The following is an 18,780-nucleotide window of genomic DNA, read 5'->3' on the forward strand; positions in this document are numbered from 1 at the left end:
ACTAATCGAGCAGGGGACCACGGCGCTCGGTGGCGTCTGGACCGAGGGGCTCCGGGCGGCCTGGGGTGCCTGGGGTGCCCGGGGTGAGCGTGGCGGGCACAGGCTCCTTGAGCTCGACAAAGATGGTGTGCGTGGCCGTATCGCCGATGTTGGACCCGGAATGCTTTTGGGCGGGAAGCCAGCGAGCGACGCCCTCCGGCAGGTCGACGTCGACGGAACGGCCGCCGCTTGACAGACGCCGCTGGAAGGCGGTCAGGGTGAACATGACACTGTCGGGGTGCCGATGCGGCACGGTTTCGTCGCCGGGCCGGTCGAGGTACTCGAGCACCCGCACCCGCTCGTTCTCGAAAATCACCCGGTAGAACTGGGGGTTGGTGACGACCGGATCGCTCTGCATTCCAGCACGGTAGCACCGCGCCGCTTGCCTGCACAGGAGGTGGCGCCGGCTTGGCCGCACGGCCCAGGCATCCGCGCCAGCGGCCTGCGCAGACGGTCGGGCCAGGCGATCGGCCGAGGCATCCGCTCGACGAAACGGGTCTTTCGTCACTAGTGCGATCGCCAGAGGTGCGGGAGGCTAGCAGCGCAACTTTGGTCCATCGGCATGCACCGCACGAGAAAGGCTGCCAGACGATGAGCAGTTTCACGCCCTCCCCGCAGACCCCACCAGCGGCAACCCCGCCGACCTCCCGACTGCGGGCGCGGTCAGGGGCCAGGCCCGGACCGATCATCATGCTCATTCTGGGCACCGTGCTGGGTCTGGTCGGCGCCGGCATGCTCTCGGGGGTACGGCGCTCGCCGTCGTCACCGCCGCGCAGGGGGATGACGGCTACTTCACCACGCAGGCCGAGACCTTCACTGTTGATTCCTCGGCGATCACCTCGCCGAACCTGGACGTTGGCAAGGACCTCGGAGTACCGACCGGCGTCGGGTTCGACATTGCCACGCTGCGCCTTAAGGCGAGCAATGTGGCGACCGACCAGGACGTCTTCATCGGCATCGCGCCGCGCGCCGACGTTGATACCTACCTCGCCGACGTGAACCACAGCGAGCTGCGCGAGGTACGGACGTCTCCGTTCCGGGTCGACTACCTCGACGTTCCCGGCACCCAATCAGCGGCCGCTCCCACGGACCAGAGCTTCTGGACCGAATCGGCCACGGGCACCGGCACCCAGGAAATCATCTGGAAGCCCGCCGCCGGCGACTGGTCCGTCGTCGTGATGAACGCTGACGGCAGCCCCGGGGTCGCGGTCAACCTCTCCGCTGGTGTGCACACCGATCTGCTCGGACCGATCGCTGTGGGACTCCTGGTCGGGGGCGGCATCCTCTTTCTGATCGGTGTGCTCCTCGTTGTGGCCGGCGCCATCGGCCTCGGTCGACAGCTCACACCGAAGCCGCGTGAGCCCGGGGGCGCGGGCACGGTGCCGCAGCCGCCCGCATTTGGTCGAGTGGATGCGACCGGCCCGATCACCCCGCCGCGACGAGTACCCGCCGTTCCGGCTAGACCAGGGTCCGGTCGAGCCGACCCCGGTCACCCGGTCGGAGGGCTGAAAAACCTACTTGTCGGAGCCAGCTGTCAGCCCGCCCACGATGTACTTCTGCAGGTAGAGGAACAGCGCCATCACCGGCAGGGCGGCGAGCACAGCGCCGGCCGAGAACGCGCTCCAGTCTGCATAGTTCGGGTTGGACACGAGCTTGTACAGGCCCACGGCGAGGGTCTGCTTCTCCGGGTCGATCAGCAGCACGCTGGCGACTACGAAATCATTGGTCGTCGCGATAAAAGACAGCAGCCCGACGACCGCGAGGATCGGGGCGACCAGCCGCAGAATGATCGTGAAGAAGATGCGGGCGTGGCTCGCCCCGTCGATCTTGGCCGCCTCGTCGATTGACGACGGGATCGTGTTGAAGAAGCCGTACATGAGGTAGGTGTTCACGCCGAGGGCGCCTCCGAGGTAGACCATGATCAGCCCGACCTGGGTGTTCAGGCCGATCGCGGGGAACAGGTCACCGATCGTGCTCATCACGAGGAAGATCGCGACGACGGCGAGCAGCTGGGGGAACATCTGCACGAGCACGAGGGTCAGCAGTCCAACCCGACGACCGGTGAAGCGCATGCGCGAAAAGGAATATGCCGCAAGAGCGCCGAGGAAGACGGTGAGAATCGAGGTGGTGCCGGCGATGACGATGGTGTTGCCGAACCACTGGGCGAACGGGGCATCGGGGGAGTTGAGAATGCGCGCGTAGGCTTCGAAACCCACCTGCGAGAACAGCTCGTTCGACCCGGTGAGGGTTCCCTGTGGGTTGAGGGAAGCCGAGAGTACGTACAGCAGCGGAAAGCCGGAGAAGACGACCATGACGATGCCGATCGCGTGCCGCCACCCCGTGCGGCCGAACCACCGCTTGAACGTGAACGGTCGTTTCTGCGGGATCACCCGCGTGCCCTCGTCGACGGATGTCATCGGTTCAACTCCTCGAGTGCCTTGGTCTTGCGGAAGGCGATGACCGAGATGACCGCCACCAGGATGAAGATGATGATCGAGAACGCGCTAGCGAGCCCGTAGTCCCGGGCCTGCCCCGTGAAGGCGACCTTGTAGACCATCGAAATCAGGATGTCGGTGGCCCCGACATTCACGTCGGCCGCGGCATCGCGCGGCCCGCCACCGGTGAGCATGTAGATGAGATTGAAATTGTTGAAGTTGAACGCGAACGATGCGATGAGCAGCGGCGCGACCGACACCAGCAGCAGCGGCAGCTTGATCAGCCGGAACACCGCCCAGGGCCTGGCGCCGTCGACCGTGGCGGCTTCTTCGAGTTCGGCCGGGATCGACTGCAGGGCTCCGGTGCAGACCAGGAACATGTACGGAAACCCGAGCCACAGGTTCACCACGAGAATGCTGATCTTGGCCAGCCATTCGTTGGTGAGCCAGGGGATCTGCGCCCCGCCGAGCAACACTTGGTTGACGAAGCCGAAACTCTCGCTGAGCATGCCGGCCCAGACTAGTGCGGACAGGAATGCCGGAAAGGCGTAGGGCAGGATCATGGCGACCCGGTAGAACTTGCGACCCTTCATGCGCATGTCGTTGAAAACGATGGCGAGAAAGAGCCCGAGGAAGAATGTCGTCGCCATCGAGAGGGCGGCGAAGGTGATGGTCCACAGGGTTACGCTGATCAGCGGTGTGCGAATGCCTTTTTCCGTGAAGGCGCGGGCGAAGTTGTCGAATCCCACGTTGATGCGCCAGCCCGGCAGCATCTCCTCACCGGTCGCCGAGACGAAGGCACCGTCACCGGTGTCGGAGAAGACCGTGCCGGTCTGGGTATCCGTCATGGTGTCGGCCTGCTCGTCGTAGACGAGCGAGGAGAGGTAGAGGTAGGCGCTGCTGCCGTCGTTGGTGCGCAGGGCGCCGTCGTTCGGGTCGTCGGAGAACGGCACCGTGAGGGCGGTGATTTCAGCCGTGCGCGACAGGATGTCCTGGAAGCTGAGGGTGGTGTAGCCGTCGAGCCCGACGGCCTCACCACCGGTGATGGTGGCATCGTTCACGGGCGCCAACGGGCTGTCGGCCGAGCCGAGGCTCACCTCGCCGCCAGGTTCGGTCACCAGAAAACTCAGCGTGCCGAACTGGTCGAGCACCGTGACCGCGTAGCTGGGGGAGTCGGGCACGCGTTCCTGGGCGCTGCTCATGAGCGCCGAGATGGCCTGCGCCTTGTCGCTGTTGTGGCCGGTGCTGTAGTTGGTGAACCCGATGTAGGCGGTGTAGCCCACGACGAAGATCTGGAACACGACCAGGAAGATGACGCCGGGGGTGAGGTATTTGGCCGGGAGCTTGCCGGGCGTGAAGTAGATCCAGTTGACCACGAGCGTGACCAGGGCGACGAGCGCGAAGATGAGCCACTGCTGCTGCAGGAACAGGATGAACAGGCCATAGAGCGCGACGGCGTCCACGACGCCGAGCAGCGCCATCTTGACCAGGATGGCTTTCAGGCCGCCGGAGGCTGCTTCCGCGACCATAGCCGCGCGATGCTGCCGCTTCGACGGTTTGGTCGTGCTGACGTCGGTGTCATCGGTGCGCATGGTTCAGCTTTCGTCGGGTTCAACTCTCGTGCGGGGTGTGGTCGACGGGCGACCACACCCCGCGGTGGTGCGGTTGCTGCTCTGCGGATGGTGCCGGTCAGCCGATGGCGCCCTGCACGTCGGCGGCCAGCTTCTGCCACGTCGCGGTGGGGTCTTCGCCGTTGATGATGGCGGCCTGGGCGATGCCCCAGAACTGCCAGACCTGGCCCATGGCCGGGATGGCGGGCATCGGCACGGCCTCAGCGCCGACCGCGGCGAAGCCGGCCACGATGGGATCACTCGACGCTGCCTCGGCGGATGCCTTCAGCGCGGGAAGGACCTCGCCCGACTCGAACAGGGCGGTCTGCACGTCTTCGGTGGCCATGTAGTTCACCAGGAAGTCGTTGGCGGCGACCTTGTTCTCGCTCTGCTCGCTGATGAAGAAGCCCTTCACTCCGGCGAAGGGGGCTGCGGCGCCGGTCGACGGAGCGGCGATCGGGTCGACCGCGAGGTTGATTCCTGCGTCGAGAGCTGCGCCGACGTTCCACGGGCCGGTCAGCCAGAAGGCGGCGTCGCCGGACGTGAAGGCGGTCTTGGCGATGTCACCGGTGATCTCGGTGTTGAACACGCCGGTACCGGTCTTGCCCTGGGCGGAGAGCCATGCAGCGAAGGCCTCACCGCCGGTGTTGCCAATTTCGAGCTGGGCGGCGTCATAGCCGCCGGTTGAGTCGGTGCCGAAGACCGGAGCTCCGAACGACGTCTGGAACGGGTAGAGGTGGTACGGGTTGCCGTCGACACCCTGCTCGACCAGGAACGGGTAAGTCACGCCGGTGGCGGTGCCCTTGGCGATCATGTCGTCGTAGGAGGTGGCGGCCTCGGGCACGAGGTCGGCGTTGCGCAGCAGGGCGAGGTTTTCGACGGCGTAGGGCAGCTCGTAGACCTGGCCGTCGTACGTGGATGCCGTGATGGCGACGGGGAGGAAATCGTCTGCCTTGTCGCCGAGTTCGATCGGGCTGACGACACCGTTGGTGACGAGTTCACCGAGCCAGTCGTGGGCACCCATGGTGATGTCCGGGCCCTTGCCGGTGGGGACCTGCTGAATGAAGTCATCCTTGAGGGTGGCATTGTCTTTGGAGACGAGGTCGACCTCCACTCCGGTCTTCTCGGTGTACGCGGCCGCGGCCGGTTTCAGGGCGTCGACGCGTTCGGCGTCGATCCAGACCGTCAGTGTGCTCGCGGAAGCGGCGTCGCCGGCGGTGTCGTCGGATGACGCGGGCGAGCATCCGGCGAGGGCGAGGGTTGCAACGCCCAGGAGGGCGCCGAGGCGGAGCAGGTTCTTGGTGTTCACCGTCATTGGTGTGGAGCCTTTCGCAAAATAGTGCCTGCGGCGATGCAGGCGGGCTGATTCCGACCCGGTTTGCAAGCGATTGCATCCCGGCCTTGATCGAGGTTAGCCCGAATACGCGCCATTCTGGTCACAGAACTGCAACGAATCGTGGAGAACGCGAATTCTGTGCGGATCATCCTGCAAACGCTTGCAGTGATCGGAAAATGTGTAGCATATCGACTACGCCGCCAACGAGGGCGGCACGACGAGGGGCATCATGGTTGGAATCGCGGACGTCGCCCGTCACGCCGGGGTCTCGACGGCGACGGTGTCACGCGCTCTCAGCGGTGCCCACAACGTGTCGCCGGCCACGCGCCTGCGGGTGGAGGCATCCGCTGCCCAGCTCGGTTACGTCGTATCGTCGACAGCGTCGAGCCTCGCCTCCGGTCGCATGAAGAACATCGGTGTGGTCGTACCGTTTTTGAACCGGTGGTTCTTCGCGAGTGTCGTCGAGGGCGCCCAGCAGGCCCTGCAACGCCACGGTTACGACCTCACCCTCTACAACCTCACGGGCGGGCTCGAGGCCCGCCGCAGCGTCTTCGAACACTTCCTGCTGCGCCAGCGAGTGGATGCCGTCATCGCGGTTTCGCTGGAATTGACCGAGCACGAGGTGGCCCGGCTGCACGCCCTCGACAAACCGCTCGTCGGGGTCGGCGGCCCACTCGCGGGCGTGCCGACGCTCACCGTCGACGACCTCGCCGTGGCACGCCTGGCGACCGAACACCTGATCGCTCTCGGCCACACCCGAATCGCCCATATTGGCGGGGACAAGGCATTCGACCTGGACTTCAACCTGCCGACGAACCGGCGCTTCGGCTACGAAGCGGCGCTCGCGGCGGCCGGGATCGAAGCGCGCCGGGAGGACTACCGCCCGGCCGACTTCACCACGGCCGGCGGCTACCAGGCTGCCAAGCAACTGCTTGGGCGGCCGCACGAACGCCCGACCGCCATTTTCGCCGCCTCCGACGAAATGGCCATCGGCAGTATGCTCGCCGCCCGCGACCTCGGACTCGTTGTGCCCCGCGACGTGTCGGTGATCGGGGTAGACGACCACGAACAGGCAGCCTTCTTCGGGCTCAGCACGGTCGCGCAGTTTCCCAGGCAGCAGGGCGAGAAAGCCGTTGAGGTGCTCATGGAAGAACTCCGACCGCACCCGGAGCCGCGTACCGGGCTCAATATCAACATGCCGTTCGAGCTCATCGTGCGCGCCAGTACGGCGCGGCCGCCGGAGTAATCCCGGCCGCGAGCAGATTACGCGGGCAGATTACGCGGGCAGATTACGCGGGCAGGTTAGGCGGGCGGTGACCAGCGGGCGGCGGCGTAGTCGACTCGATACGCGGCATCCGTTTTCGTGATGAGAACCGGCGTGTTTTCGGCGCGGTAGTGCGGTAGCGCCTGGGTCTCATGCCCGATCGGGGGATGCCCGCCGGCGCGAATCACCCGCCACCAGGCCGCATCAGAGCCGTAACGAGCCATGACGTGCCCGACCGCGCGGGCCGCGCGGGAACCGAGCTGCGCGGCCACGCCGCCGTAGGTCATCACACGGCCGGGCGGGATGGAATCGACCACGCCGAGCACCCGGGACACGAAGTCGTCGGGCTCAGGCGTGCTCATCTGAGGCTCGACGCGGCTCAGAGCTTCAGTGAGCCGATGACTTCGCCGTACTGGGTCTCGCCGACATCGATGAAGCCCAGGCGGTGGAAAAAGGCCTCCGGGCCGTCGGCACCGGGCTCCCAGATGACGTTGACGTGGTCGAAGCCGCGATCACGGGCTTCAGCGGCGAGGGCTTCAGCGGCGAACTTGCCGACACCCTGACCCTGCGTCTCCGCGTTGACGTTGATGCGCCAGATGCAGGCGCGAAATTCTTCGTGCTCGGAGTTCGGGTCGAAGTTGCCGTGGATGAAACCAGCGACGACGCCGTCGAGAAGTACCACGCGCTGCCACGAGGTGGCCGGGTTGATCACCGAGGCGGCGACTGAATACGAGACCGGTGCAATGAATTGTTCCTGGCCAGGCTTGAGGCTCAGATTGTTGGCCGCGACGATGTTTCGTGCAGATAATTCTTCCAGCTTCAGCTCACCCATGTGTTCAGGCTAACGTGCGCCCGGGGTCGCCGGTAGTCGAGAGGGCGTTTGGCCCCCGCAATTCACCTCGCAAATTTATCTCGATGTCAAGATAGTTACCGTCCTCTAGTAAGCTTGACGGTGGTCGTGACGGCCACACTGAATAAAGAGGAGATATTTTTGTCGAAGATCAAGGTTGAGGGAACAGTAGTCGAGCTCGATGGCGATGAGATGACCCGCATCATCTGGCATGCCATCAAAGAAACGCTCATTCACCCGTACCTCGATATCGACCTCGAGTACTACGACCTCTCCATCCAGAAGCGCGATGAAACCAACGACCAGATCACGATCGACGCCGCCCACGCCATTCAGAAGCACGGCGTCGGCGTGAAGTGCGCGACTATCACGCCCGACGAAGCGCGGGTGGAAGAGTTCGGTCTCAAGAAGATGTGGCTCTCGCCGAACGGCACCATTCGCAACATCCTCGGCGGCACCATCTTCCGCGAGCCGATCGTCATCTCCAACATCCCGCGCCTCGTGCCGGGCTGGAACAAGCCGATCATCATCAGCCGTCACGCCTACGGCGACCAGTACAAGGCCACCAACTTTCGGTTCAAGGGCAAGGGCACGCTCAGCATGACCTTCACCCCGCAGGACGGCAGCGAGCCGTCCACGTTCGAGGTGTTCGAGGCCCCGGGCGACGGCGTCGCCATGGGCATGTACAACCTCGACTCGTCGATCACCGACTTCGCCCGCGCCACCCTGGCTTACGGCCTCGAGCGCAACGTGCCGGTCTTTCTCTCGACCAAGAACACCATCCTCAAGGCCTACGACGGTCGCTTCAAGGACATCTTCCAGGACATCTTCGACGCCGAGTTCAAGGCCGGCTACGAAGCGGCCGGCCTCACCTACGAGCACCGCCTCATCGACGACATGGTCGCCTCGGCCATGAAGTGGGAGGGCGGCTACCTCTGGGCCTGCAAGAACTACGACGGCGACGTTCAGTCCGACACCGTCGCGCAGGGCTTCGGCTCGCTCGGCCTCATGACCAGCGTGCTCTCCACTCCCGACGGCAAGATCGTCGAAGCTGAAGCCGCCCACGGTACCGTGACCCGTCACTACCGTCAGCACCAGCTCGGCAAGCCCACCTCGACCAACCCGATCGCGTCGATCTACGCCTGGACCCGCGGTCTGTCGCACCGCGCCAAGCTCGACAACAACAAGGCCCTGGCCGAGTTCGCGTTGACCCTCGAAGACGTCGTCATCAAGACCGTCGAAAGCGGCAAGATGACCAAGGACCTCGCACTCCTGGTCGGGCCCGACCAGGGCTACCAGACCACCGAAGAGTTCCTCGCCTCGCTCGCCGAGAACCTGCAGACCCGCCTGGCGTAGCCAGCACCAGCGTCTCGGAAGGCCTCGACCGTAATCGGTCGGGGCCTTCGTGCGTTCTGCGTGACTGCAGGCGAGGCTTTCCTCGGTGGCGCTCGGCTGCACCGCGCGGGAGAATGCAGGCATGTCCCGCCTCCTCGTGTTCGCACGCCGATATCCGCTCGTCGCCGCCACGGTGCTCGTCGGCCTGCTCGGGCTCGCGCTCGCGCTCGGAATCTTCGGTCAAGCGGATGCCGTGCGCTGGCTGTTCAGCGGGTTCGGCATCGTTGCCGCCCTCGTTTCGTCCGTCGGGATGGTACGTCAACTGGTCCGGGGCAGCTTCGGCGTCGACCTGCTCGCCATCATCGCGATCGTCGCTACCATCCTCGTGGGTGAATACGTGGCGACCCTCCTCATCGTGCTCATGCTGTCGGGCGGCGCGGCCCTCGAAGATTATGCCGCTGGCCGCGCTGCGCGAGAACTCGACGCGCTCCTGAAACGTGCGCCTCAGATCGCTCATCGCCTCGACCCTGACTCGGGTGAGGCTACGGATGTGCCGGCCACCGAGGTGCGTGTCGGCGACCTGTTGCTCGTGCGCCCGTCGGAAATCGTGCCGGTCGACGGGCAACTGCAGAGCGACACTGCCGCGTTCGACGAGTCCTCGCTTACCGGCGAGAGCCTCCCGGTTGAACGCAGCGTCGGAGACCCGGTACTTAGTGGATCCATCAACGGGCAAATCGCAGCCACCCTGATGGCCACGGCGACCGCCGCGAACAGTCAGTACCAGCACATCATTGCCTTGGTCGAGGAGGCGTCAAGCAGTAAAGCCCCGGTGGTGCGCCTCGCCGACCGCTACGCCGTTCCGTTCACGGTGGGCGCTCTCACCCTGGCCGGTTTGGCCTGGGCGTTGTCCAACGATCCGGTGCGGTTCGCCGAGGTGCTCGTAGTGGCGACGCCGTGCCCACTGCTGCTCGCCGCGCCGGTCGCGTTCATGGGCGGCATGAGTCGGGCAGCGCGGAACGGGATCATCGTCAAGGGCGCCGGCGTGCTCGAAGCCCTCTCCCGCGCCAAAACTGTCGTCTTCGACAAGACCGGAACGCTCACCTACGGCACGCCCGCGATCAGCGAGGTGCGCCCCGAAGCGGGCTTCAGCGCTGACGAGCTGCTGACTCTCGCGGCGTCGGCCGAGCAGTATTCAAGTCACGTGCTGGCGGCATCCGTTCTTGGCGCCGCGCACGAGCGCGGTCTCGCGCTGCACACGGCGGACTCGGCCAGTGAGGCCGCAACCTTCGGCGTCGAGGCCCGATTCGCCCCCGGAACCGTGCGGGTCGGCAAACTTTCGTTCATCAATGACGGGGCAGCGGATGCGACGGCTACGCACCTTGCCGGCGGCGAGCTGGCCATGTACGTCGCCGTGGACGGACGGTTCGCCGGCAGCATCGTGGCCAGCGACCGGGTGCGGGACAACGCCCGCCAGAGCGTCGCTGACCTCGCCCGTCTCGGCGTGCGGGAGAATCTCATGCTCACCGGCGATGCGCGCGCTACCGCTTTGCACGTGGCCGGCCAGGTGGGCATTGTGCACGTGCGAGCGGACTGCCTGCCGAGTGACAAAGTCGACGCTGTGCGGGCGCTGACCCGACGCCCGGTGATCATGGTGGGCGACGGCGTCAACGACGCTCCCGTACTCGCGGTCGCCGACGTGGGCATCGCGATGGGGGCCAAGGGCTCGACGGCGGCGAGCGAATCGGCCGACGTGGTCATTCTGCTCGACGATATCTCGCGCACCGTGCGGGCCGTGCGCATTGGCCAGGACACCGTTCGTGTTGCCTTGCAGAGCATCTGGCTGGGGATTGCCCTGAGCGTGGTGCTCATGGTGATCGCGGCGTTCGGCCTCATACCGGCGACGGCCGGAGCGATCAGCCAGGAGGTCGTCGACCTCATCACCATTCTGAACGCGCTGCGCGCCATTGGCGGTCGGCGCGATGCCGTGCGGGCTCGGCGGGCATCCGTTGGCGGTGCATCGGCCCCACTGGAAACCAGCGAAAGGGCAGACAGGCCGGTACTCCCGACAGTAGACAGACCCGTCTGATTCAGGGGCTGCCCCGAGCCTGAATTGAGCATTAGTCAAGGTAACGATCGTGTTACCGAGCATTCTGCACCCTGTACGGGGGTGTCGCCCGTGCGATACGTTCACGAGCACGTTGTGCCCCGAACTGGGGCAGAGCGGCTAGCGCACTCCGATCCGATTGGAAACGCACGTGAGATCACAGTTCAGGCGAACCACACTCCCGCCCGAAAGCCCGTATTTCGCTCCCCACCAGATGCGGCGGGTGATGGCGCTCTGCGTGACCACGACCCTCGTCGCCGCCGCCGCCCTCGTGGGCGTGAGCGGTGCCGCAGCCGCCCCGATGGCTCCCGGCCTTGGCGGCATCATCGGCGCGGGCAGCCCGGTCACCGACTTCACCGACGGTCGCTACATCGTGACCCTGGCCGACAACGCTGTCGCCACCTACACCGGCGGTGTCGACGGTTTTGCACCGACCACACCGGATGCCGGCTCCCGCCTCGATCCGCACAGTCGCGCCTCGTCGAGCTATTCCGACTACCTGGCTGGTAAGCAAAAGGAGGTGGCGGCATCCGTTGATGCCACGATCGACTACTCCTACACCCTGGCCTTGAACGGGTTCGCCGCCGAACTGACCGCCGCGCAGGCGGCCAGGCTCTCGGCCGAGAAAGACGTCGTGGCCATCTCGCCCGACGAGCTCAAGCACCTGACCGCTACCTCGTCGACCGAGTTTCTCGGACTCTCCGGCGATGACGGCGTCTGGGCGTCCACCGGCGGCGCCGACACCGCGGGCGAGGGCGTCGTCATCGGCGTGCTTGACACCGGTTTCGCACCGGAAAACCCCTCGTTCGCCGGCGACGCACTCGGCGGCACGGCCGGTGACGAGCCCTGGCTCGACGGTGACACAATCACCATGACCAAGAGCGACGGCACCGTCTTCACCGGCGAGTGCGTCACCGGCGTGCAGTTCGACGCCTCGGACTGCAGCACCAAGGTGGTCGGTGCGCGCTACTTCGTGACCGGCTACGGCGCCGATCGCATCGGCGGGGTCGACGAGGGCGAATACCTGTCGCCGCGCGACGGCGACGGCCACGGGTCGCACACCGCGAGCACCGCCGGAGGCAACCACGACGTAACCGCGACCATCAGCGGCCTGGACTACGGCCTCATCTCGGGCGTCGCCCCGGCCGCCAAGATCGCCGCCTACAAGGTCTGCTGGACGGCTGCTCCCGGCGGAGACGACGGCTGCGCCACCTCCGACCTGCTGGCCGGTATCAACCAGGCCGTCGCCGACAACGTCGACGTTCTGAACTACTCGATCGGCGGCGGAGCGGCCGACACCACGGTCTCACCGACTGACCAGGCCTTCCTCGGCGCGGCCGCAGCGGGCATCTTCGTGGCCGCCTCGGCCGGCAACTCCGGCCCCGGTGCGTCGACGCTCGACAACGCCTCCCCGTGGATCACCACGGTCGCCGCGAGCACTATCCCCGGCTACGAGGCCACCGCCACCTTCGGTGACGGCACCGCCTACGCTGGCGGCTCGATCTCGGTCGACCGCACCCCGGGCGCCACCCCGCTGGCCGGCACTCTCGTGCGTGGTGACCTCGTAGCGGCGGAAGGCCACGACCCGGCCGACGCCCTGCTCTGCGGCCCCGATTCCCTCGACCCGGCGCTCGTTTCCGGAACCATCGTGCTCTGTGAACGCGGCGTTTACGACCGGGTCGCGAAGTCCGCCGAGGTTTTGCGGGCCGGCGGCATCGGCACGCTGCTCGTGAACAGCGTTCCCGGCTCGGTCGACACCGACGAGCACAGCGTGCCCACCATCCACCTCGACTCCACATACTGGGAGGCGACGTATGCCTACGCGGGCAGCGCCGCGGCATCCGTTATATTCACCGACGGGAATACGACCAGCTACACGCCGCCGACACCGCAGGTGGCCGGGTTCTCCTCGCATGGGCCGGTACTCGCCGACGGCAGCGACATTCTGAAGCCCGACGTGACCGCGCCCGGCGTGGCCATTCTCGCCGACGGTCCGAACGCCGAGGGTGGCGAGCCGACCTGGCAGTTCCTCTCCGGTACGTCGATGTCGAGCCCGCAGATCGCCGGACTCGCAGCGTTGTATCTCGGTGAACGACCGCTCGCCACCCCCAGCGAGATCAAGTCGGCCATGATGACGAGCGCGTATGACACCGTCGATGCGGGCGGCGACACCGTCACCGACCCGTTCACCCAGGGTGCAGGTCACGTCGACCCGACGAGAATGTTCGAACCGGGCCTGCTCTACCTGAATGACACCGAGGATTGGTACTCCTACATTCAGGGCATCGGTTATGACGTCGGCGCCGACCCGGTGGACCCGAGCAACCTCAACCTGGCCTCCATCGCGATCGGGTCACTGACCGCGCCGGAGACCATCACCCGCACCGTCACGAGCACCGAGGCCGGCACCTTCACCGCCCAGCCGGTGACGGTACCGGGCATCGACGCGGTCGTCTCGCCGGCCACGCTGAGCTTTGGCGCTGAAGGTGAATCGGCCAGCTACACCGTGACGTTCACCCGAACGGATGCCCCGCTCGATCAGTTCTCGACCGGCTCGCTCAACTGGGTGAGCGGCAGAGGGACGCTCGTGCACAGTCCCATCGCCATTCAGCCCGTTACCCTCGTCGCGCCGGCCACCGCCAACGGCACCGGGGTTGACGGTTCGGTCGACGTGTCGATCACCCCCGGAGCCACCGGGGACATCGCGCTGAACCTGATCGGCCTCGCGGCCGGACTGCACCAGAGCGACCCGGCCGACCCGGCCAGTCCGAACACCGGATCCGGCACCGCCGGTGACGAGTTCAGCTACCAGGTGGAGGTACCGGAGGGTACCCAGCTCGCCCGGTTCGACCTCGACGCGGTCGACCAGACCGCCGATCTCGACCTGATCGTCTACCGCCTGAACGGTGACGGCGGTTCTCCGGTGGCCGGCTGGCAGTCCGCGACCGGATCGGCCGATGAACTCATCGACCTGGTCGACCCCGAAGCCGGTTTCTACCAGGTGATCAACTCCGTCTACAGCGGAACGACCGCGTTCAACGTGAACACCTACTCGGTGCTCGCCGGCCCCGGCGCGGGGTCGTTCGCGGCCGCACCACCGGTCGTCGCGGGCCAGCAGGGCGTGGCGGCGACGTACTCGCTGTCTTGGTCGGGCCTTCTGCCCGAGACCGGTTACCTCGGTCTCGTCGGTTACGGTGACAGTTCGGTCTCAACGGTCGTCTCGGTCGCCAGCGGCGCAGCTCCCGAGCCGGAAGCGCCCGTGAACACGGCGTTGCCGTCGATCGAGGGCACCGCCGTCGTCGGCGCGGAACTGACCGCTCTGGCGGGAGAGTGGAACCTCGCCGGGCTGGCCTACAGCTATCAGTGGCAGGCCGATGGTCGCGACATCAAGAAGGCCACCAAGGTCGACTACACGCCGACCAAGTCGCTCGGTGGCAAGACGCTCACGGTGCTTGTCACCGCCCGGGCCGACGGGCTTCCGGCCGGCGCGGCCACCTCGGCCGGGGTCGTAGTGAAGTACTCCACCACCGTTGATGTGAAGGTCGATTCGAAGGCTAAGCCGCACTCCAAGGGCGCCACGATCAATGTGTCGGTGAAGACCGACGCACCGCGCTCGGCGCCGCTCGGCACAGTGCAGATTCTGGTCGACGATCAGAGCTACGACGTGGCCCTCGATCAGAAGGGCAAGGGATCGCTGACCCTACCCGACCTGGACCGCGGCAGCTATACGGTTGTGGCGCAGTACGCCGGCACCGACCTCGTCGCCGCGGCGAACAGCAAGCCGCGCACGCTGACCGTGCGGTAGCAGGCGAGCGCCAGGCGCGCGCCGCGTGCATCCGTTTTTCAAGCGGATGCACGCGGCGCGCGTTGCGTGTGCCCGCTTGCGCACCCCCAGCCTGCGGTACCTGCGGAATGCCCCTATCCGGGGGTCGCCGAGCGCGCTACGGTCACCAGCGAACTGTCCCGCGCATCGGGACAGCGACACGTTCCTGTTGTGGAACGAGACCACCTCGCACCCTTATCGGATTGGACACCCACGTGAGTTCTTTCTTCAGGCGCACGATGTCTGCGCCGGATTCAGCGCTGAACCCAGCGCCAACATCCCGCACGCGCCGCCGCGCCACAATCGCGGCCACCGTCACCATCGCCCTGGTGGGCGCTTCCGTACTGGTCGGCGGCACCCTGCCCGCCGGCGCCGCCCCCGCAGCGACCGGTCTCTCCGGCAGCATCGCCTCTCCCGGCGGACAGCGGATGGATTTCACCGCCGGACGCTACATCGTGACCCTCAGTGACGAGGCCGTTGCGCTGTATCAGGGCGGAGTCGACGGTTTCTCGGCCACCATGCCGGATGCCGGGGCCAAGCTCAACGCCCAAAGCCGCTCGGCCGAGACCTACAAGGACTACTTGACGCGCATCCAAAGCGAGGTGGCAGCATCCGTTGATGCCAAGGTGGCGTATTCCTACACGCTCGCCGTGAACGGATTCGCAGCGCAGCTCACCGGCAAGCAGGCGGCGGCCCTGGCCGTGAAGAAGAACGTGGTGTCGGTTGTACCCGACGCCCTCCGACACGTGACCGCCGAGTCGTCGACCGATTTTCTGCGGTTGAGCGGACCGAACGGACTGTGGTCCAAGCTCGGCGGAACCAGCGAGGCCGGTAAGGGCGTGGTGATCGGAGTGCTCGACACCGGCATCGCCCCGGAGAACCCGTCCTTCGCCGGCTCGCCGCTCGGCACGACACCCGGCGAGGAGCCGTGGCTCGACGGTGACACGATCACCATGAACAAGGCTGACGGAACCACCTTCACCGGCACCTGCCAGACCGGCGAGCAGTTCGCTGCGAGTGCCTGCAGCACCAAGGTGATCGGGGCCCGGTACTTTCTCGACGGCTTCGGAGCCGACCAGATCGGCGACGCGTCAACGGGTGAATACATCTCCCCGCGGGACGGCGACGGTCACGGTTCGCACACCTCGAGCACCGCTGGCGGCAACGCCGACATACCGACGACCATTAACGGAGTCGACTTCGGCAACATCTCGGGGGTAGCCCCGGCTGCCAAGATCGCCGCCTACAAGGTGTGCTGGTCCGGCCCCGACAACACCGTCACGACCGACGACGGCTGCACGGACACCGACATTCTGAAGGCCATCGACCAGGCCATCTCCGACGGCGTCGACGTGATCAATTACTCGATCGGCGGCGGCCCCGCGCAGACCACGTTCTCGCCCACCGACGAAGCCTTCCTCGGCGCTGCTGCGGCGGGCATTTTCGTGGCTGCATCCGCTGGTAACGACGGTCCAACGGCATCCACCGTGGAGAACGCGTCACCGTGGATCACCACGGTCGCCGCGACGACGATTCCGTCGTATGAGGCGACGGCCACGCTCGGTGACGGTACGGCGTATGCCGGTGCCTCGATCACCGTCGACCGCACGCCGGGAGCCACCCCGCTCTCCGGCAACCTGCTGCGGGCCGACCTCGTAGCGGTGGACGGCTTCGACCCAGCTGACGCGTTGCTCTGCGCGCCGGGCGCACTCGACCCGGCCAAGGTGGCCGGCGGGATCGTGTTCTGCCAGCGCGGCGTCTACGACCGGGTGGCCAAGTCGGCCGAGGTGCTGCGGGCGGGCGGCAGCGGCATGCTGCTGGTCAACCGCACACCGGCCGACGTCGATACCGACGAACACTCGGTGCCGAGCATCCACTTGGACGCCCCGGCCTTTGACCCGGTCTTCGCCTACGCCGCAACGGCAGGCGCGACCGTCACGTTCACACCCGACAACACGACCGCCACGCAGACGCCGGTGCCCCAGATGGCCGGATTCTCCTCCCGCGGGCCGGTGACCGCCGACGGCGGCGACCTGCTCAAGCCCGATATCGCGGCGCCCGGTGTCAGCATTCTGGCCGACGGCCCCAACGCGGAGGGTGCCGACCCGACGTTCCAGTTCGAGTCGGGTACCTCGATGGCCAGCCCGCACATCGCCGGCCTCGCCGCACTGATCCTGGGCTTTCGGCCGCTCGCGACCCCGGCCGAGATCAAGTCGGTCATGATGACGACCGCGAAGAACACGGTCGACGCTACCGGTGCCCCGGTGACCGACCCGTTCGCGCAGGGTGCCGGGCAGGTCAACCCGTCCTCGTTCGACTTTCCGGGCTTGGTCTACCAGAGCGGTCCAGCCGACTGGCTGGCCTACCTGCAGGGGATCGGTTTCGACGCCGGCGTGGAGCCGATCGACGCCAGCAACCTGAACCTGCCGTCGATTCAGATCGGAGCGCTGACCGCGCCCGAAACCATCACCCGCACGGTGACCGCCGTACGGGTGGGCACCTACACGGCCGTCCCGATCGAGATCCCCGGCATCACCGCCGTTGTGTCTCCGGCCGAGATGACCTTCAGCGCCGTGGGTGAGAAGCAGAGCTACACGGTGACCTTCACTCGAACGGATGCTCCGCTCGACCAGTACGCCACCGGCTCGCTGGACTGGGGCTTCGGAAACGGTGGTTCGGGCGACCCGGGCGACTTCTTCGACGTGGTGCACAGCCCGATCGCTGTTCGTCCGGTCACCGTCGTCGCCCCCACCGAGGTGGCTGGCACCGGCCTCGACGGTTCGATCGACATCACCGTGGCCCCGGGCGGGTCAGAACCGGTCGCGCTGAACCTCAGCGGCCTGGCCAACGGGGTGCACCAGAACAACGCCGCGGACCCGTCCGCTGCGCACAGCGGTGAGGGCGCGACCGGCGACCAGTTCACCTACGAGGTGGAGATTCAGACAGGCCGGCTCGCCCGGTTCGACCTGAACGCCGTCGACGATTCGACCGACCTCGACCTGTTCGTGCTGCTGCTCGACGGCCCGGGAGGCAACCCGGTTGCCGGCTGGCAGTCGGCTACGGGGTCCGCCGATGAGCACGTTGACATCCCCACCCCGGAGGCCGGCTTCTACCAGGTCGTTGTGGACGTCTTCTCCGGTTCGACGGCGTTCGACGTGAACACCTTCTCGGTCGCGTCGGGGATTCCCACCAGTGGGTTCACCGCGACACCGCCGACGATCCAGGGGCCGCAGGGCGTGCCGATCACGTACACGCTCAGTTGGGCCGGTCTCGTGCCGAACACGCCGTACCTCGGTGTGGTCGACTACGGCGACAGCACAGCCTCGACGATTCTCGCCATTGCGGCGAGCGAGGGTGACAACACCCAGGCCCCGGTGAATACCGTGGCGCCGAGCATTTCCGGTACGCCGGAGATCGGGTCGGTTCTGACGGCTGACCCCGGCCAGTGGAACGTCGAAGGTCTTATCTTCGGCTACCAGTGGCAGAGCAACGGCGTCGACATCACGGGTGCGACGTCAGCCACTTTCACGCCGACCAAGGCGCTCGCCGGAACGACACTGACCGTGGTCGTGGCCGCATTGGTGCCGGGCGGGCCGAGCGCAGCGGTCACCTCGGCTGGTGTTCTGGTGAAGTATGCCGCCAAGGTCGCGGTGACGCTCAACCACCGGGCCGTCTTCTTCTCCAGCCGGGTCACCGTGTCGGTCACGGTCACCAGCAAGGGGGAGGTCGGTGACACCGCCACGGTGACGGTCGACAAGCGCCGGTTCACCGTGACGCTCGACGCGAACGGGCACGGCAGCGTCACGCTGCCTAAGCTCGGTCGCGGCCTGTACAAGGTGGTCGGGCACTACGCCGGCAACGACGCGGTCGCCGCCGCGAACAGCCCGGCCCGCTCCCTGCTGGTCGTGCGGTAGCCCGCCGCCGGTGCTCGGGCTCCGTGCAATCTGCACGGGGCCCGAGCTTCGTCTCGTTCCCAACGGGTCC

Annotated in this window: 11 protein-coding genes; 5 read left to right on the forward strand and 6 right to left on the reverse strand. The window is 66.6% G+C overall.

Annotation, left to right across the window (positions count from 1 at the left end):
* Position 1: 1 nt before the first annotated feature.
* The 4 genes from CXY77_RS10840 to CXY77_RS10860 all read right to left on the reverse strand — a co-directional run bounded on the left by CXY77_RS10840 (position 2) and on the right by CXY77_RS10860 (position 5,399).
* Positions 2 to 397, reverse strand: coding sequence for a cupin domain-containing protein (locus CXY77_RS10840; protein ID WP_233197349.1), 396 nt, complete (start codon positions 395 to 397; stop codon positions 2 to 4).
* A 1,156-nt stretch (positions 398 to 1,553) separates the two neighbouring features.
* The gene (locus CXY77_RS10850) at positions 1,554 to 2,456 is read right to left on the reverse strand and encodes a sugar ABC transporter permease (protein ID WP_092339305.1); all 903 of its coding nucleotides are present in this window, start codon (positions 2,454 to 2,456) and stop codon (positions 1,554 to 1,556) included.
* Positions 2,453 to 4,066, reverse strand: coding sequence for an ABC transporter permease subunit (locus tag CXY77_RS10855; protein ID WP_104130058.1), 1,614 nt, complete (start codon positions 4,064 to 4,066; stop codon positions 2,453 to 2,455). Before CXY77_RS10855 ends, CXY77_RS10850 begins: the two co-directional genes overlap by 4 nt.
* Positions 4,067 to 4,163: 97 nt before the next feature.
* Positions 4,164 to 5,399, reverse strand: coding sequence for a maltose ABC transporter substrate-binding protein (locus CXY77_RS10860; protein ID WP_104089542.1), 1,236 nt, complete (start codon positions 5,397 to 5,399; stop codon positions 4,164 to 4,166).
* Between the two features lie 250 nt (positions 5,400 to 5,649).
* On the opposite strand from CXY77_RS10860, the gene CXY77_RS10865 reads away from it, so the two are divergent.
* Positions 5,650 to 6,666 (forward strand): LacI family DNA-binding transcriptional regulator, encoded by a 1,017-nt coding sequence (locus CXY77_RS10865; RefSeq protein WP_092339299.1) that lies wholly within the window; start codon positions 5,650 to 5,652, stop codon positions 6,664 to 6,666.
* Between the two features lie 56 nt (positions 6,667 to 6,722).
* Here the strand turns inward: CXY77_RS10865 and CXY77_RS10870 are convergent, their stop codons facing one another.
* A complete protein-coding gene (locus CXY77_RS10870; RefSeq protein WP_104130059.1) occupies positions 6,723 to 7,046 on the reverse strand; it encodes an MGMT family protein in 324 nt (107 codons plus the stop codon).
* A 17-nt stretch (positions 7,047 to 7,063) separates the two neighbouring features.
* Positions 7,064 to 7,516, reverse strand: a complete 453-nt coding sequence (locus CXY77_RS10875; RefSeq protein ID WP_104130060.1) for a GNAT family N-acetyltransferase — start codon at positions 7,514 to 7,516, stop codon at positions 7,064 to 7,066.
* A 159-nt stretch (positions 7,517 to 7,675) separates the two neighbouring features.
* On the opposite strand from CXY77_RS10875, the gene CXY77_RS10880 reads away from it, so the two are divergent.
* The 4 genes from CXY77_RS10880 (at position 7,676) to CXY77_RS10895 (ending at position 18,710) form a co-directional block, all read left to right on the forward strand.
* The gene (locus CXY77_RS10880) at positions 7,676 to 8,890 is read left to right on the forward strand and encodes an NADP-dependent isocitrate dehydrogenase (protein WP_104089545.1); all 1,215 of its coding nucleotides are present in this window, start codon (positions 7,676 to 7,678) and stop codon (positions 8,888 to 8,890) included.
* Positions 8,891 to 9,011: 121 nt separating this feature from the next.
* A complete protein-coding gene (locus CXY77_RS10885; RefSeq protein ID WP_104089546.1) occupies positions 9,012 to 10,955 on the forward strand; it encodes a heavy metal translocating P-type ATPase in 1,944 nt (647 codons plus the stop codon).
* Between the two features lie 256 nt (positions 10,956 to 11,211).
* On the forward strand, positions 11,212 to 14,778 hold the full coding sequence (locus CXY77_RS10890; protein WP_233197350.1) for a S8 family serine peptidase: 3,567 nt from the start codon (positions 11,212 to 11,214) through the stop codon (positions 14,776 to 14,778).
* Positions 14,779 to 15,035: 257 nt separating this feature from the next.
* Positions 15,036 to 18,710, forward strand: coding sequence for a S8 family serine peptidase (locus CXY77_RS10895; protein ID WP_104089549.1), 3,675 nt, complete (start codon positions 15,036 to 15,038; stop codon positions 18,708 to 18,710).
* Positions 18,711 to 18,780 lie beyond the last annotated feature (70 nt).

This window comes from Cryobacterium sp. N21 (genome assembly GCF_002929575.1).
In the GTDB taxonomy this organism is placed as follows: domain Bacteria; phylum Actinomycetota; class Actinomycetes; order Actinomycetales; family Microbacteriaceae; genus Cryobacterium; species Cryobacterium flavum.

Excerpts from the sequence above, each read along its gene's own strand:
- CXY77_RS10870 (WP_104130059.1), bottom strand. The coding sequence starts at position 7,046 with ATGAGCACGCCTGAGCCCGACGACTTCGTGTCCCGGGTGCTCGGCGTG.
- CXY77_RS10840 (WP_233197349.1), bottom strand. The coding sequence starts at position 397 with ATGCAGAGCGATCCGGTCGTCACCAACCCCCAGTTCTACCGGGTGATT.
- CXY77_RS10850 (WP_092339305.1), bottom strand. The coding sequence starts at position 2,456 with ATGACATCCGTCGACGAGGGCACGCGGGTGATCCCGCAGAAACGACCG.
- CXY77_RS10875 (WP_104130060.1), bottom strand. The coding sequence starts at position 7,516 with ATGGGTGAGCTGAAGCTGGAAGAATTATCTGCACGAAACATCGTCGCG.
- CXY77_RS10895 (WP_104089549.1), top strand. The coding sequence starts at position 15,036 with ATGTCTGCGCCGGATTCAGCGCTGAACCCAGCGCCAACATCCCGCACG.
- CXY77_RS10865 (WP_092339299.1), top strand. The coding sequence starts at position 5,650 with ATGGTTGGAATCGCGGACGTCGCCCGTCACGCCGGGGTCTCGACGGCG.
- CXY77_RS10885 (WP_104089546.1), top strand. The coding sequence starts at position 9,012 with ATGTCCCGCCTCCTCGTGTTCGCACGCCGATATCCGCTCGTCGCCGCC.
- CXY77_RS10855 (WP_104130058.1), bottom strand. The coding sequence starts at position 4,066 with ATGCGCACCGATGACACCGACGTCAGCACGACCAAACCGTCGAAGCGG.
- CXY77_RS10860 (WP_104089542.1), bottom strand. The coding sequence starts at position 5,399 with ATGACGGTGAACACCAAGAACCTGCTCCGCCTCGGCGCCCTCCTGGGC.